Origin of the sequence: Kitasatospora sp. NPDC058048, from assembly GCF_042885555.1 — a bacterium.
Classification (GTDB): domain Bacteria; phylum Actinomycetota; class Actinomycetes; order Streptomycetales; family Streptomycetaceae; genus Kitasatospora; species Kitasatospora lactacystinica.
Genome location: NZ_JBHVRT010000054.1, coordinates 52,631 through 67,815, shown reverse-complemented (window position 1 = coordinate 67,815; position 15,185 = coordinate 52,631). Strand labels below are relative to the sequence as shown.

The window sequence follows — 15,185 nt, the reverse complement described above, 5'->3', positions numbered from 1 at the left end:
GGCCCCGGCCGCCGCTCCGGCTCCGCTCGCCGCCGCGCCCGCCGCGCCCCCGGCTCCCAAGGCCGCCGCCCCGGCGCCGGCCGCGGCCGCCGCCACCGCCGGCCCCGAGCTGATCCAGCTGCGCGGCCCGGCGAAGGCCGTCGCCACCAACATGGACGCCTCGCTGGAGGTGCCGACCGCGACCTCGGTCCGCGCCGTGCCGGCGAAGCTGTTGATCGACAACCGCATCGTCATCAACAACCACCTGCAGCGCGCCCGCGGCGGCAAGGTCTCGTTCACCCACCTGATCGGCTACGCCCTGGTCCAGGCCATCAAGGCCGCCCCGGGCATGAACTACAGCTACAAGGTGGAGAACGGCAAGGCCTTCCTGGTCAAGCCGGAGCACGTCAACCTCGGTCTGGCCATCGACCTGGTCAAGCCGAACGGCGACCGCCAGCTGGTCGTCGCGGCCATCAAGAAGGCCGAGACGCTCGACTTCTTCGGCTTCTGGCAGGCCTACGAGGACATCGTCCGCCGGGCCCGCGCCAACAAGCTGACCATGGACGACTTCACCGGCGTCACGGTCTCGCTGACCAACCCCGGCGGCATCGGCACCGTGCACTCCGTGCCGCGCCTGATGCAGAACCAGGGCACCATCGTCGGCGTCGGCGCCATGGAGTACCCGGCCGAGTTCCAGGGCTCCGCCCCGGAGACCCTGTCCCGCCTGGGCGTCTCCAAGATCATGACGCTGACCTCGACCTACGACCACCGCGTCATCCAGGGCGCGGCGTCCGGCGAGTTCCTGCGCGAGATCCACCGCCTGCTGCTCGGCGAGAACGGCTTCTACGACGAGATCTTCGAGTCGCTGCGGATCCCGTACGAGCCGGTCCGCTGGGCGACCGACGTCGCCACCACCCACGACGACGAGGTCAACAAGACCGCCCGCGTCATGGAGCTGATCCACTCCTACCGGGTCCGCGGCCACCTGATGGCCGACACCGACCCGCTGGAGTACAAGCAGCGCAAGCACCCCGACCTGGACGTCACCACCCACGGCCTCACCCTGTGGGACCTGGAGCGCGAGTTCGCGGTCGGCGGTTTCGGCAGCCAGAAGATGATGAAGCTCCGCGACATCCTCGGCCTGCTGCGCAACACCTACTGCCGCACCGTCGGCATCGAGTACATGCACATCCAGGACCCGAAGCAGCGCAAGTGGCTGCAGGAGCGCCTGGAGAAGCCGTACGCGAAGCCCGAGCGCGAGGAGCAGCTGCGGATCCTTCGCCGGCTGAACTCGGCCGAGGCCTTCGAGACCTTCCTGCAGACCAAGTACGTCGGGCAGAAGCGCTTCTCGCTGGAGGGCGGTGAGTCGCTGATCGCGCTGCTGGACGCGACCATCGACGCCGCCGCCGAGCACCGCCTCGACGAGGCCGTCATCGGCATGGCCCACCGCGGCCGCCTGAACGTGCTCGCCAACATCGTCGGCAAGCCGTACGGCAAGATCTTCGGCGAGTTCGAGGGCAACCTCGACCCGAAGTCGATGCACGGCTCCGGTGACGTCAAGTACCACCTGGGCTCCGAGGGCACCTTCACCGGCCTGGACGGCGAGACCATCAAGGTCTCGCTCGCCGCGAACCCCTCCCACCTGGAGACGGTCGACCCGGTCGTCGAGGGCATCGCCCGCGCCAAGCAGGACATCCTGGACCAGGGCGGCACCACCTTCCCGGTGCTGCCGATCCAGATCCACGGCGACGCGGCCTTCGCCGGCCAGGGCGTCGTCGCGGAGACCCTGAACATGTCGCAGCTGCGCGGCTACCGCACCGGCGGCACCGTGCACGTCGTGGTGAACAACCAGGTCGGCTTCACCGCCGCCCCGGCGTCCTCGCGCTCCTCGATGTACTGCACCGACGTGGCGCGCATGATCGAGGCCCCGATCTTCCACGTGAACGGCGACGACCCGGAGGCCGTGGTCCGCGTCGCGCGGCTCGCCTTCGAGTTCCGCCAGGAGTTCCACAAGGACGTGGTGATCGACCTCATCTGCTACCGCCGCCGCGGTCACAACGAGGCCGACAACCCGTCGTTCACCCAGCCGCTGATGTACGACCTGATCGACAAGAAGCGCTCGGTGCGCAAGCTGTACACCGAGGGCCTGATCGGTCGCGGCGACATCACCATGGAAGAGGCGGAGCAGGCGCTCCAGGACTTCCAGGGCCAGCTGGAGAAGGTCTTCGCCGAGGTCCGCGACGCGGCCCAGGCCCCGGCCGACACCACCACGGGCAAGCCGGTCGCCGACTTCCCGGTCTCCATCCGGACCGGCATCTCCCAGGAGATGGTCAAGCGGATCGCCGCCTCCCAGGTCAACCACCCGGACTGGCTGACCGTCCACCCGCGCCTGCTGCCGCAGCTGCAGCGCCGCGCCGGCTCGGTCGAGGACAACACCATCGACTGGGCGATGGGCGAGACCCTCGCCATCGGCTCGCTGCTGATGGAGGGCCACCCGGTCCGCCTGGCCGGCCAGGACAGCCGCCGCGGCACCTTCGGCCAGCGGCACGCCGTCCTGATCGACCGCAAGACCGGCGAGGACTACACCCCGCTGCAGTACCTCACCGAGGACCAGGCCCGCTACACCGTCTACGACAGCCTGCTGTCGGAGTACGCGGCCATGGGCTTCGAGTACGGCTACTCGCTGACCCGCCCGAACGCGCTGGTCATGTGGGAGGCGCAGTTCGGCGACTTCGTCAACGGCGCGCAGACCGTGGTGGACGAGTACATCGCCTCCGCCGAGCAGAAGTGGGGCCAGCACTCCGGCGTCACCCTGCTGCTGCCGCACGGCTACGAGGGCCAGGGCCCGGACCACTCGTCCGCCCGCCCGGAGCGCTTCCTCCAGCTGTGCGCGCAGAACAACATGACGGTCGCCATGCCGACCCTGCCGTCGAACTACTTCCACCTGCTGCGCTGGCAGGCGCACAACCCGCACCACAAGCCGCTGGTCGTCTTCACCCCGAAGTCGATGCTGCGTCTGAAGGCCGCGGCGAGTGCGACCGAGGAGTTCCTGTCCGGCTCGTTCCGCCCGGTCATCGGCGACTCCACCGTCGACCCGGCGCAGGTCCGCAAGGTGGTCATCACCGCCGGCAAGTTCTACTACGACCTGGCGGCCGCCCGCACCGAGCGCGGCGTCACCGACACCGCGATCGTCCGGGTCGAGCGGCTCTACCCGCTGCCGGTGGCCGAGCTCCAGGAGGAGCTGGCCCGCTACGGCGACAACGTCCAGTTCGTCTGGGCGCAGGAGGAGCCGGCCAACCAGGGCGCCTGGCCGTTCATCGCGATGAACCTGGTGGACCACCTCCAGGTCGTCATCGGCCGCACCGGCGGCGACGCCCGGCTGCGCCGGGTCGCCCGCACGGCGGCCTCGTCCCCGGCGGTCGGCTCGGCCAAGCGGCACGCCGCCGAGCAGCAGGCACTGGTCGAGGAGGTCTTCGCGCTCTGACGCGCCGAAGCCCCGCGGTCCGAACGCCCGTGGCCCCGTCCTCCCCATCGGGAGGGCGGGGCCACGGGCGTCGGTGCCCGCCGCCCGTTCGGTTCCAGCTCTGCAACCAATCCGGAACCGCCGTGCGCGGACTCCTGACGGATCGATAGGTTATGGCTCGCCGTCCGGCGACCAGGCGCCCGTCCACGCGCCCGGCCGCCGCGGCCGTACCGCCTCACCGCTCTCCCAGGGGGATCACCGCATGACCGCCGACACGCCTCGGGACGCCGGAAAACTTCCTCCGGTCTTCCAGCCGCTCCTCCCGGACGACCCCCGGGAGGTCGGCGGCTACCGGCTGTTCGCCCGGCTGGGCGCCGGCGGCATGGGCCGGGTCTACCTCTCCTACACCCCGGGCGGGCGCCCGGTGGCACTCAAGGTGGTGCGCCCGGAGTTCGCCGAGGACGGCGAGTTCCGCCGCCGCTTCGCCCAGGAGGTCAGCAGCGCCCAGCGCATCCACGGGCTCTACACCGCGCAGGTGATCGACTCCGGCGGCCTGGACGGCGACGCCCCCTGGCTGGTCACCGCGTACGTCCCGGGCCCGTCCCTGCAGCAGGTGGTGCGCGAGAACGGCGCCCTGCCGGTGCGCACCGTGCTGCTGCTGATGGGCGGCATCGCCGAGGCCCTCCAGGCGATCCACAGCGTCGAGGTGGTCCACCGCGACCTCAAGCCCGCCAATGTGCTGGTCGCCGGGGACGGCCCGCGGGTGATCGACTTCGGCATCGCCCGGGCCGCCGACGCCACCGCGCTGACCGGCACCGGCTACCGGATCGGCTCCCCCGCCTTCATGTCCCCCGAGCAGGCCCAGGGCCGCCCGGTCACCCCGGCCACCGACGTCTTCGCGCTCGGCGCCCTGGCCGCGTACGTGGCCGGCGGCACCGCGCCGTTCGGCGACGGCCCGGACACCGCGGTGCTCTACCGGGTGGTGCACGAGGAGGCGGACCTCACCGCCGTCCCGGCGGACCTGCGCGAACTGATCCAGCGCTGCCTGGCGAAGTCCCCGGAGGACCGCCCCAAGCCGGCCGAGATCATCCAGGCCGCCCGCAACCACCCGGAGGTCGGCGGCCAGCTGCGGTTCGGCGACGACTGGCTGCCGCGCGAGGTCAGCACCGAGATCACCCGCCGCTCGGACCTCCCCAGGACCCCGCCGACCCCGCTGCCGGCCGCACCCGCCACCCCGCCGGCCCCGCTGCCCGCGATGCCGGCCGTCCCCCCGCCGCCCGCCGGCGCGCCGGCCCACCCGGCCACCGCGGCCCACCCGCCGCAGCAGCCGGCGACGCCCCCGTCCGGCTTCGCGCCGCCGCCGGTCGGCTCGTACGGCGCCCCGCAGCCGCCCACCGAGTCGCCGACCGCACCGGTGCTGCCCACCCCGCCGACCGTCGGGTTCCACCGGCCGGAGCCGCCGTCCCACGACACCCCGCCGCCCGGCCCGGCGGTGACCGCCGCCCCGGCGCCCGCGCCCGCCCCGGAGCCCGCTCCCGCTCCCGCTCCCGCGCGCAAGGGCGGGGTGTCCTGGAAGGTGCTGCTCACCGTCGCCCTGGTGATGGCGGTCGGCGGCACCGCGGGCGGTGTGGTGCTGATGAAGAAGCTGGACGACGGCAAGGGGTCGGCGGCCGGGCCGGCGCCCGAGGTCACCGTCACCAGGACCTCCGACCCGCTGCCGCCCGCGACCACCCCGGCGGCCCCCCAGAGCCAGAAGCCGAGCGCGGCCCCGACCACCCCCACGCCCACGCCCACGCAGCCGTCCGCCCCCACGGCCTCCGGGACCCCGCTGCCCGGCGGCGCCTACGTCGCGGTCTACACCGACCGGGAGCTCGGCTCGCCCGGCCACGACTACGGCTTCGAACTCGCGGCCGGCAAGGTGGGCCCGTCCGGAGGCTCGGCCACCTTCATGGACCCGGACAGCTCCGGCCCCAGGGTGGACACCGACTTCGACCGGTTCATCAGCCGGGACGGCTCGCTCACCCCCGAGCAGTGCTCCTCGGCCATCGACCAGAACCCCACCGCCAAGCTCACCTGGGCGGACGTCCCGCCGGGGCGGGTGTTCTGCGTGCGCAACCGCAAGGACCGCAGCGTCGCGATCGTCAAGATGATCAGCCACGAGACGGGCACCGACGCGGTCCGCATCGCGCTGAGCTACTACCGCTACAACGGCTGATCGGCCCCGGACTATCCTGACCAGGTCAATCCCCATCGGACCGGAGCGAACCGTGTACTTCACCGACCGAGGCATCGAGGAACTGGAGAACCGGCGCGGCGAGGAGGAGGTCACCCTGGGGTGGCTGGCCGAGCAGCTGCGCGCGTTCGTCGACCTCAACCCGGACTTCGAGGTCCCGGTCGAGCGGCTGGCCACCTGGCTGGCGCGGCTCGACGACGAGGACGACGAGTGACCCGGTGACGGCCGCCGCGAGGCCCGGGAGGCAACCGCCTCCCGGGCCTCGCGCGTGTTCGGGTACGGAGCCCCGCCGTCCCCGTAGGGGAGGTCTCGGGGACGGATCGGGGTCGGGATCGGGGTCCGGCACACTTGACTCTGCCAGCACGCGATATATCGTCTTTAAAAGAGAACGCGATACATCGCGATCCGCGACGGGAGGCGGCAGAGATGAGCCAGTGGACGGTCGAGGACACCGAGAGGATCACCTTCGACGAGTCGGTGCGCACGCTGCACGTGCGGACCATCGAGGGCACGGTGAACGTGGTCGCGGCCGAGGGCCCGGCCCGCCTGGAGGTCACCGAGCTGGTCGGCGACCCCCTGCACGTGACCCTGGTGGACGGCGTCCTGACGGTCACCTACAAGGACATCAACAGCTGGGGCGAGTTCGGCGACTGGCTGAAGTCGGTCGGCTCGGTGAAGAACTTCTTCGGCTCCTTCAAGCGCAAGCGGATCGCCGGCGTGACCGTGACCGTCCCGGCCGACGTCGAGGTCAAGGTCGGCACCGTGTCGGCGCACGCCACCGTCAGCGGCGTCAGCGGGCACGTCTCGGTGCAGAGCGCCAACGGCGACACCACCCTCGCCGGGGTGACCGGCCGGATCGAGGCCAGCACCGTCACCGGCGACGTGGACGCCCAGGCGGTCGGCGGCCGGCTCAAGGTCAACACCGTCTCCGGGCAGCTCACCGTGATCGCCGGCACCGCCGACCGGATCCAGGCCAACACCGTCACCGGGGCCGTCACCCTGGACCTCGACGTGGCGGGTGAGACCGACGTCAAGGTCAACACCGTCAGCGGCGCGGTCGTGGTCCGGATCCCCTCGCTGGCCGACGCCACCGTCGAGGCCGGCTCCACCAGCGGCGACGTCTCCAGCACCTTCGAGGAACTCCAGATGAGCAGCACCTGGGGCGCCAAGAAGATCTCCGGCCGGCTCGGCGAGGGCCGCGGCAACCTCCACGTCACCACCGTCTCCGGCGCGGTCACCGTGCTGCGCCGCCCCGACTCGGAGGAGGAGGGCCCGGTGGTGGTCAAGGAGCTCCCGGCCGGCCCCGGCACCCCGAACCTCACCAAGGAGGCCTGAGATGACCCCGGTGTTCGGCCACGGCCGGCTCCGCCTCTACCTGCTGAAGCTGCTGGACGAGGCCCCGCGGCACGGATACGAGGTCATCCGGCTGCTGGAGGAGCGGTTCCAGGGCCTGTACGCCCCTTCGGCCGGGACGGTCTACCCGCGGCTGGCCAAGCTGGAGCAGGAGGGCCTGGTCGCCCACAGCACCGAGGGCGGCCGCAAGGTGTACCGGCTGACCGACGCCGGACGCGCTGAACTCGAAGCCCGTCAGGTCGAGTTGGAGGAGCTGGAGGTGGAGATCCACGACTCCGTGGCCCAGCTCGCCGGGGCGATCCGCGAGGACGTCCGGGACAGCGCCAAGGACCTGCGCGAGGAGCTGTGGAACGCCGCGAAGCAGGCGCCCCGGCCGGAGCGCACCGAGGGCGGGGACCCGTGGGCCGGGCCCTGGGGGGACAACGAGTCCTGGCAGCGCGCCAAGGAGGAGTTCGCCCAGTTCAAGCAGCAGGCCAAGGAACAGGCCAAGCGCGCCCGGGAGCAGGAGAAGGCCGCCAAGGCCAAGGCGAAGGCCGCCGAGGCGGAGGCCCGCCGGCTGCGCGAGCAGGCCAAGGCCTCCCGCACCGCCGCGCAGCAGGAGGCGCTGCGGATCAAGCGGCGGGTCGAGCAGCAGGTGCGCGAGCACGCCGCGAAGGGCGACTGGCCGACCGGGCTGGCCGAGGGCCTCTCGGAGCTGACCAAGGGCCTGGCCGGGCTGGCCGACGCGGCCCGCTGGGGCCACGGTGCGCAGGAGGAGCCCGCCGGGTCCGCCGAGCGGATCACCGTGTCCCGGATCGACCTGGACAAGGACGGGCCCGCCGCGGACGCCGCGGCCGACCTGCCGCCGTGGGCCCGCACCGACCCGGCCGGGGACCCGGCCCGCGAGCTGGAGCGGCTGCTCGACCGCTTCCGCGACCAGGTCCGCGACGCGGCCCGGGACGGCGGGGTGAGCGCGGACAAGCTGGCCGAGGCCCGTACGGTGCTGGGCGCCGCGGGCGAGCGGCTGAAGCGGCTGCTCGGCTGAGCCGGCGGTCCGGAGGGTGACGGCCCGGTGCCCCCGTTCGGGGGCGCCGGGCCGCCGCGGCGTCAGGGGGTGAGGACGATCTTCCCGAAGACGTCGCCCCCGGCCAGCCGGGCGAAGCCGTCCCGGGCCTCGGCCAGCGGCAGCACCGAGTCGATCACCGGCCGGACGCCGGTGTTGGCGCAGAACGCGAGCAGCCCGGCCAGCTCCTCCTTGGTGCCCATGGTCGAGCCGACCACCTTGAGCTCCAGGAAGAAGATCCGGTTCAGCTCGGTGGAGCTCGGGTTGGGGCCGGAGGTGGCGCCCGAGATGACCACGGTGCCGCCCGGGCGCAGCGACTTCACCGAGTGCGACCAGGTCGCGGCGCCGACCGTCTCCAGCACCGCGTCCACCCGCTCGGGCAGCCGGGCGCCGCTCTCGAAGGCCGCGTCGGCACCGAGCTCCACCGCCCGGGCGCGCTTGGCCTCGTCCCGTCCGGTGACCCAGACCCGCAGGCCGGCCGCCTTGCCGAGGACGATCAGCGCGGTCGCCACTCCGCCGCCCGCGCCCTGCACCAGGACGGTGTCCCCGGGCTTGACCCCGGCGTTGGTGAACAGCATCCGGTAGGCCGTCAGCCAGGCGGTGGGCAGGCAGGCGGCCTCTTCGAAGCTCAGCCCGGCGGGCTTGGGCAGCAGGTTCCAGGTGGGCACCGCGACCCGCTGGGCGAAGGTGCCCTGGTAGCGCTCGGTCAGGATGGAGCGCGGCTCGTCCGGGCCGACCCCGTGGCCGCTCTGGCCGATCACCGAGTGCAGGACCACCTCGTTGCCGTGCTCGTCGACGCCGGCGGCGTCGCAGCCGAGGATCATCGGCAGCTTCTCGGCGGGCAGGCCGACCCCGCGCAGCGACCACAGGTCGTGGTGGTTGAGGCTGGCGGCCCGGACCGTGACCACGCTCCACCCGGGACGGGCCTGCGGCTCGGGGAGGTCGCCCAGTTCCAGCCCGCTCAGCGGGTCGGCGGCGTCGATACGTGCGGCGTAGGCAGCGAACATGCCCCGGACGATAGCCGCGACGGCCGGGGCCGGGAACCACGCGGAGGTGTGACGCGTGTCCCGGCCCCGGGCCGTTCGGCGGATGTCCGGTCGGATCGTCAGATCCGCGCCACGCCCTCCGCCCGGGCGGCCTCGGCGACGGCCTTGGTGACCGCCGGCGCGACGCGCTCGTCGAACGGCGAGGGGATGACCTTCTGCGGCGTCAGCTCGTCGGCCACGACGCCGGCCAGCGCCTTGGCGGCGGCGAGCTTCATGCCCTCGGTGATCCGGGAGGCGCGGACCTGGAGAGCGCCCGCGAAGATGCCCGGGAAGGCCAGCACGTTGTTGATCTGGTTCGGGAAGTCGCTGCGGCCGGTGGCGACCACGGCGGCGTACTTGTGCGCGACCTCGGGGTGGATCTCCGGGGTGGGGTTGGCCATCGCGAAGACGAACGCGCCCTCGGCCATGGTCGCGACGACCTCCTCCGGCACGGTCCCGCCGGAGACGCCGATGAACACGTCGGCGCCGGCCAGCGCGTCGGCCAGCGAGCCCTTGAGGCCGGTGCGGTTGGTCCGCCCGGCGATCTCGGCCTTGACGTCGGTGAGGTCGCCGCGGCCCTCGTGGACGACGCCCTTGCGGTCGCAGACCGCCACGTCGCCGATGCCGGCCGCGACCAGCATCTTGGCGATGGCGATGCCGGCCGCGCCGGCACCGGAGATGACGGCCCGCAGCGAGCCGATCTCACGGCCGGTCACCTTGGCGGCGTTCCACAGGGCGGCGGTGGTGACGATCGCGGTGCCGTGCTGGTCGTCGTGGAAGACCGGGATGTCCAGGGCCTCCTGGAGCCGGCGCTCGATCTCGAAGCAGCGGGGCGCGGAGATGTCCTCCAGGTTGACGCCGCCGAACGAGGGCGCCAGCCGGACCACGGTCTCGACGATCTCGTCGACTCCGGTGCAGGCGAGCGCGATCGGCACCGCGTCCACGCCGCCGAACTGCTTGAACAGGATCGCCTTGCCCTCCATCACGGGCAGCGAGGCCTGCGGGCCGATGTCGCCGAGGCCCAGCACCGCGGTGCCGTCGGTGACCACCGCGACGGTGTTGGCCTTCCAGGTGTAGTCGTTGACCAGCTCCGGCTGCTCGGCGATGGCCGTGCAGACCCGGGCGACACCGGGGGTGTAGGCGAGGGACAGGTCGTCCGCGTCGCGCACCGGGACGGTCGCCCGGATCTCCATCTTGCCGCCGCGGTGGAGCGCGAAAACCGCGTCGACCGGATCGTCGGTGTCCTGGGTGCTGCTGATGATCTCCGCTGCCACGATGACCTCTTCGTCATTGATCTGGCGAGGACGCGCGGCCGACGGGCAGGACGACCCGGCCGGAAACCGGAAACCGGGTACGCCGAAGCGGACCCGGGGTCAGGGTCGGGGCGCTGCCGTCGGGCGGCGCCCTCGGATGAGGGTTTTATGGGGTCTTGTGTTGTCCGCGTTGTGCTTTCCGGGCCGAGCGTAGGTCGGAGAAAGGCATCGCACCTATGCCTTTTCGTCCTCGTCACGTGCGGTTCATCGCCGTGCCGTCGCGTCACAGGGCCCGGCGTCGGAAGCGCCGGGCACCGGCGGCGGCAACGGCATGAGCGCACGCGCACCCGCAGGAGTGAACGCAGATCCGAAGGGGAGTCGGCGCCCCGGATACGGAGCCGCGTGAGGACTTCCGTTCCCGGGCACCCCGAGCCTGTCGGGGCTCGTCGGTCTGGTTCGAGCGTTCGGGGGTCACCCGGTAACGAATTCTGACACACCCGCCGCCGGGCCCGGCAGGCCGGGATGGCAGGATCGCTTGTCCGCCATTTCGCGTACACCCGCGCGACACCGTGGCGGCCGCTCGTCCCTCCCACAGGAGCCTCCCTCATGCTTCACGTCCGCCATGCCCGTCGTCCGATACCGGCGGCCGCCGCCCTGGCCACCGCCGGTGCCCTGCTGCTGACCGGCTGCGGCGGCGGGCAGGCCGCCTCGGACGACCCGGTCAAGGACCTCCGCGGCAAGCTGCCGAACGCCCAGCGGACGGCCGGGGCGCTGCGGGTCGGCATGGACGTCAACTACGCCCCGGTGGAGTACCGCGGCCCGGACGGCAAGCCGGCCGGCCTCGACCCGGAGCTCGCCGCCGCCCTGGGCCGGATCCTCGACGTGCGGGTCGAGTTCGTCGACACCCCCTTCGACAAGCTGGTGCCGAACCTCCAGGCCAAGCAGTACGACGTGGCGATGTCGGCGCTCAGCGACACCCGCCAGCGCCGCGACGCCCTGGACGAGAACGGCAAGCAGACCGGCCCCGGCGTGGACTTCGTGGACTACTTCATCGCCGGCACCTCGATCGTCGTCCCGAAGGGCAACCCCAAGGGGATCAAGGGCCTGGACGACCTGTGCGGCAGGACCGTCTCGCTCCAGCAGGGCACCACCCAGGACGAGATCGTCACCCGCCAGGTGGCCGTCTGCGCCCGGGCCGGCCGCCCGCTGACCCCCCACAAGCTGGACACCGACGCCAAGGCGCTGGCCGAGGTCGCCTCCGGCGCCGCCGCGGCCGGCCTGAACGACTTCCCGGTGGCCGCCTACGCGGCGAAGACCACCGACGGCGGCGGCCGCTTCGAGGTGACCGGCGGGCAGTCCACCTCCAACCCGTACGGGATCGCGGTGCGCAAGGACGACGGGCAGCTGCGCGACGTGCTGGCCAAGGCGATCGACCAGCTGATCCGCAGCGGCGAGTACGACAAGATCCTGGCCAAGTGGAACGTGAGCGCCGGCGCGGCGCAGAACGCGGTGGTCAACGGGGGCATCTGATCCGGCGGGGGTCGGGCGCCGGGTGCGGCACGGACCGGTCTGCATACGTATGCGCAGGGTGACAGGGGCACGGAATAAGTCCGAATAGCGGACAGTGCGACCCCTCGTTATCCGATTTTGATCTGGATGAGGGCCACCTGACTGTCATCAGATGGCAGGATTCCCCCCATCTCGGATCGAGCCGGCCACTGGTCGAGGCCGTCCGGTCAACGTCCACCTCGGCGGAGGGTGGCGGAAGCAGTACCGCGTACGACCCCGGGCGGCTCCCCCCGCGCCCGGGCAACTGCACGACCCGGCCTGCACGTACGACGACGTACGGCGACACGCACCCGTACCGAGCCGCGCGGCTCGCCGGTCCGGTGCGCCGCTCCCGCGGCGCGCTCCGCCCGACCTCTCTCCCCCAGGATGGAGATCCCCCTCATGACCACCCGTACCCAGCGCAGCCGGCTCCTCGCAGCCGGTGTGGTCGCCGCGTCGGTCTCCCTCGTGCTGACCGGTTGCAGCAGCAGCAAGAGCGACGGCAGCGGCGCCCCCAACGCCTCCGCCACCGTCAACGAGGTCAAGGCCGACCCCAAGCTGGCCTCGCTCGTCCCGGAGGACGTCAAGTCCGCCGGCAAGATCGTCGTGGGCGCGGACGCCTCGTACGCCCCGGACGAGTTCAAGGACGACAGCGGCAAGATCATCGGCATGGACGTCGACCTGGCCAACGCCATCGCCGCCAAGCTCGGGCTGAAGGCCGAGGTCCAGGACTCCGGCTTCACCGCGATCATCCCCGGCATCCAGTCGAACAAGTTCCAGCTCGGCATGTCGTCCTTCACGGACAACAAGGAGCGCGAGCAGATCGTCGACATGGTCACCTACTTCAACTCCGGCAGCGCCGTCGCGGTGAAGAAGGGCAACCCGGAGAAGGTCGACCCGAAGGACCTCTGCGGCAAGAAGATCGCCGTCCAGACCGGCACCACCCAGGCCGACGAGATCAAGGACACCCGCGACCCGGACTGCGCCAAGGCCGGCAAGCCGGGCATCCCGAACGGGGGCGACAAGTTCGACCTCCAGACGGACGTCACCAACGCCGTGGTGTCCGGGCGCGACCAGGCGATGATGGCCGACTCCCAGGTGATCGACTACGCGATCAAGCAGTCCGGCGGCCAGCTGGAGAAGGTCGGCGAGACCTACGGCACGGCCCCCTACGGTGTCGCCCTGGCCAAGGGCTCCAAGCTGACCCCGGCCGTTCAGGGCGCCGTCCAGTCGCTGATCGACGACGGCACCTACAAGCAGATCCTCACCAAGTGGGGCGTCGAGGCCGGCGCCATCTCCACGTCGGCCGTCAACGGTGCCGTCAGCTGACCCTCGTACGCTCCATCTTCTCCCCCGAGGCCACACCGTGAACTCTTTGGACAAGGGGACGGCGGAGAAGGGGCGGCCTGACATCATCAAGGCCGTCCCCGTCCGCCACCCCGGACGCTGGGCGGGCGCCGTCGTCATCGCCCTGCTCGCGGCGATGCTGCTGAGCGCCCTCCTCACCAACCCCGCTTTCAAGTGGGACATCGTCGGTCAGTACCTGTTCCACGACAGCATCATGCACGGCCTGCTGGTGACGCTGGAACTGACCGTGCTCGCCATGCTCATGGGTGTGGTCGGCGGCATCATCCTCGCGGTGATGCGCTTGTCCCCGAACCCGCTGCTGGCCGGCGTCGCGTGGGTCTACATCTGGATCTTCCGCGGCACCCCGGTGCTGGTGCAGCTGGTGTTCTGGAACTTCCTCGGCCTGATCTGGGCCAAGCTGTCGATCGGCGTCCCGTGGGGGCCCGAGTTCTGGTCCGAGCAGACCAACGTGCTGATCCCGACCTTCGTCGCCGCACTGCTGGGCCTCGGCCTCAACGAGGCCGCCTACATGGCGGAGATCGTCCGCGGCGGCATCCAGTCGGTGGACGAGGGCCAGGGCGAGGCCGCGCACGCGCTCGGCATGAGCCGGTTCCAGACCATGCGCCGGATCGTCCTGCCGCAGGCCATGCGGGTGATCATCCCGCCGACCGGCAACGAGACCATCTCGATGCTCAAGACCACCTCGCTGGTCTCCGTGATCTCCCTGGAGGAGATCTTCCGGGCCGGCCAGGTCATCTACTCCCGGAACTACCAGAACATCCCGCTGCTGATCGTGGTCAGCCTCTGGTACCTGTTCTTCACCTCGGTGCTGACCATCGGCCAGTACTACATCGAGCGCCACTACGCCCGAGGCTCCAACCGCACCCTCCCGCCCACCCCGCTGCAGCGACTGCGGGGCCTGTTCGCCGGGAAGCCCGCCCCGAGGACGACCGCCGACGTCGTCCCGGGGATCGAGGGAGGTGGTCACGTATGACCGATCTGACCAAGACCCCCGCCGACGCAGCGGCCACGGCCGAGCCCATGGTCCGCGCCGAGAACGTGCACAAGTCCTACGGCCCGGTCGAGGTGCTCAAGGGCATCGACCTGGAGGTGGCGAAGGGCGAGGTGTTCTGCCTGATCGGCCCCTCCGGCTCCGGCAAGTCGACCTTCCTGCGGTGCATCAACCACCTGGAGAAGATCAACGGCGGCCGCCTCTGGGTGGACGGCGAGCTGGTCGGCTACCAGCAGAGGGGCGACCGGCTGTACGAGCTCAAGGACCGCGAGGTCGCCCTCAAGCGGCGCGACATCGGCATGGTCTTCCAGCGCTTCAACCTGTTCCCGCACATGACCGCCGTCGAGAACGTCATGGAGGCGCCGGTCCAGGTCAAGGGCGAGAGCAGGGCCGACGCCCGCGAGCGCGGCATGGCCCTGCTGGAGCGGGTCGGCCTCGCCGACAAGGCGAAGAACTACCCCTCGCAGCTCTCCGGCGGCCAGCAGCAGCGCGTGGCGATCGCCCGCGCGCTGGCCATGAAGCCCAAGCTGATGCTCTTCGACGAGCCGACCTCCGCGCTCGACCCGGAGCTGGTCGGCGACGTCCTGGACGTCATGCGCGGCCTCGCCGAGGAGGGCATGACCATGGTGGTCGTCACCCACGAGATGGGTTTCGCCCGCGAGGTCGGCGACGCGCTGGTGTTCATGGACGGCGGTGTGGTGGTCGAGTCCGGCAACCCCCGCGAGGTGCTCACCAACCCCCAGCACGAGCGCACCAGGGCCTTCCTGTCCAAGGTGCTCTGAGCCCGTACCGTCGGGGGCCCGCCGGCCCCACCGGCCGGGGGCCCGCGCCCCCCCCCCCCGGGATAAAGGTGCGGGCGCCGCCCCCGGAAAACGCGTGGTGGAGCACCCCCCGGTCCGCAACCGGAGTGTCCCCCGGGGTGGTCGCCGC

11 protein-coding genes are annotated in these 15,185 nt (G+C 71.8%); 9 read left to right on the top strand and 2 right to left on the bottom strand.

Features of this window, described 5'->3' with window-relative positions:
• The 5 genes from ACFVVA_RS37735 to ACFVVA_RS37715 all read left to right on the top strand — a co-directional run.
• Positions 1-3,463: multifunctional oxoglutarate decarboxylase/oxoglutarate dehydrogenase thiamine pyrophosphate-binding subunit/dihydrolipoyllysine-residue succinyltransferase subunit (locus ACFVVA_RS37735; RefSeq protein ID WP_387695220.1), on the top strand; the 3,463-nt coding region annotated here is incomplete at its 5' end.
• A 241-nt stretch (positions 3,464-3,704) separates the two neighbouring features.
• Positions 3,705-5,657, top strand: coding sequence for a serine/threonine-protein kinase (locus ACFVVA_RS37730; protein WP_387695219.1), 1,953 nt, complete (start codon positions 3,705-3,707; stop codon positions 5,655-5,657).
• A gap of 52 nt (positions 5,658-5,709) precedes the next feature.
• Positions 5,710-5,889 (top strand): DUF6104 family protein, encoded by a 180-nt coding sequence (locus ACFVVA_RS37725; protein WP_387695218.1) that lies wholly within the window; start codon positions 5,710-5,712, stop codon positions 5,887-5,889.
• A 212-nt stretch (positions 5,890-6,101) separates the two neighbouring features.
• Positions 6,102-7,010: a DUF4097 domain-containing protein gene (locus tag ACFVVA_RS37720; protein ID WP_387695217.1), complete on the top strand. Its 909-nt coding sequence runs from the start codon at positions 6,102-6,104 to the stop codon at positions 7,008-7,010.
• A 1-nt stretch (position 7,011) separates the two neighbouring features.
• A complete protein-coding gene (locus ACFVVA_RS37715) occupies positions 7,012-8,052 on the top strand; it encodes a PadR family transcriptional regulator (protein ID WP_380550089.1) in 1,041 nt (346 codons plus the stop codon).
• A 62-nt stretch (positions 8,053-8,114) separates the two neighbouring features.
• Here the strand turns inward: ACFVVA_RS37715 and ACFVVA_RS37710 are convergent, their stop codons facing one another.
• On the bottom strand, positions 8,115-9,077 hold the full coding sequence (locus ACFVVA_RS37710; protein ID WP_387695216.1) for a zinc-binding dehydrogenase: 963 nt from the start codon (positions 9,075-9,077) through the stop codon (positions 8,115-8,117).
• A 98-nt stretch (positions 9,078-9,175) separates the two neighbouring features.
• Positions 9,176-10,369, bottom strand: a complete 1,194-nt coding sequence (locus tag ACFVVA_RS37705) for an NADP-dependent malic enzyme (RefSeq protein WP_380358323.1) — start codon at positions 10,367-10,369, stop codon at positions 9,176-9,178.
• A gap of 585 nt (positions 10,370-10,954) precedes the next feature.
• Between ACFVVA_RS37705 and ACFVVA_RS37700 the strand changes: the two genes are divergently transcribed.
• From ACFVVA_RS37700 to ACFVVA_RS37685, 4 genes are all read left to right on the top strand, one after another.
• Positions 10,955-11,878 carry an ABC transporter substrate-binding protein gene (locus tag ACFVVA_RS37700; RefSeq protein ID WP_387695215.1) on the top strand — a complete coding sequence of 308 codons (924 nt, stop codon included), beginning with the start codon at positions 10,955-10,957 and terminating at the stop codon, positions 11,876-11,878.
• 420 nt (positions 11,879-12,298) lie between these two features.
• Positions 12,299-13,225, top strand: a complete 927-nt coding sequence (locus ACFVVA_RS37695) for an ABC transporter substrate-binding protein (RefSeq protein WP_387695214.1) — start codon at positions 12,299-12,301, stop codon at positions 13,223-13,225.
• A gap of 37 nt (positions 13,226-13,262) precedes the next feature.
• Positions 13,263-14,237 (top strand): amino acid ABC transporter permease, encoded by a 975-nt coding sequence (locus tag ACFVVA_RS37690; RefSeq protein ID WP_387695213.1) that lies wholly within the window; start codon positions 13,263-13,265, stop codon positions 14,235-14,237.
• Positions 14,234-15,037 (top strand): amino acid ABC transporter ATP-binding protein, encoded by an 804-nt coding sequence (locus tag ACFVVA_RS37685; protein ID WP_387695212.1) that lies wholly within the window; start codon positions 14,234-14,236, stop codon positions 15,035-15,037. Before ACFVVA_RS37690 ends, ACFVVA_RS37685 begins: the two co-directional genes overlap by 4 nt.
• The last annotated feature ends 148 nt before the right edge of the window (positions 15,038-15,185 follow it).

Bases quoted from the DNA above. Each gene is read 5' to 3' on its own strand.
- ACFVVA_RS37700 (WP_387695215.1), top strand. From the start codon at position 10,955: ATGCTTCACGTCCGCCATGCCCGTCGTCCGATACCGGCGGCCGCCGCC.
- ACFVVA_RS37715 (WP_380550089.1), top strand. From the start codon at position 7,012: ATGACCCCGGTGTTCGGCCACGGCCGGCTCCGCCTCTACCTGCTGAAG.
- ACFVVA_RS37710 (WP_387695216.1), bottom strand. From the start codon at position 9,077: ATGTTCGCTGCCTACGCCGCACGTATCGACGCCGCCGACCCGCTGAGC.
- ACFVVA_RS37730 (WP_387695219.1), top strand. From the start codon at position 3,705: ATGACCGCCGACACGCCTCGGGACGCCGGAAAACTTCCTCCGGTCTTC.
- ACFVVA_RS37695 (WP_387695214.1), top strand. From the start codon at position 12,299: ATGACCACCCGTACCCAGCGCAGCCGGCTCCTCGCAGCCGGTGTGGTC.
- ACFVVA_RS37720 (WP_387695217.1), top strand. From the start codon at position 6,102: ATGAGCCAGTGGACGGTCGAGGACACCGAGAGGATCACCTTCGACGAG.
- ACFVVA_RS37685 (WP_387695212.1), top strand. From the start codon at position 14,234: ATGACCGATCTGACCAAGACCCCCGCCGACGCAGCGGCCACGGCCGAG.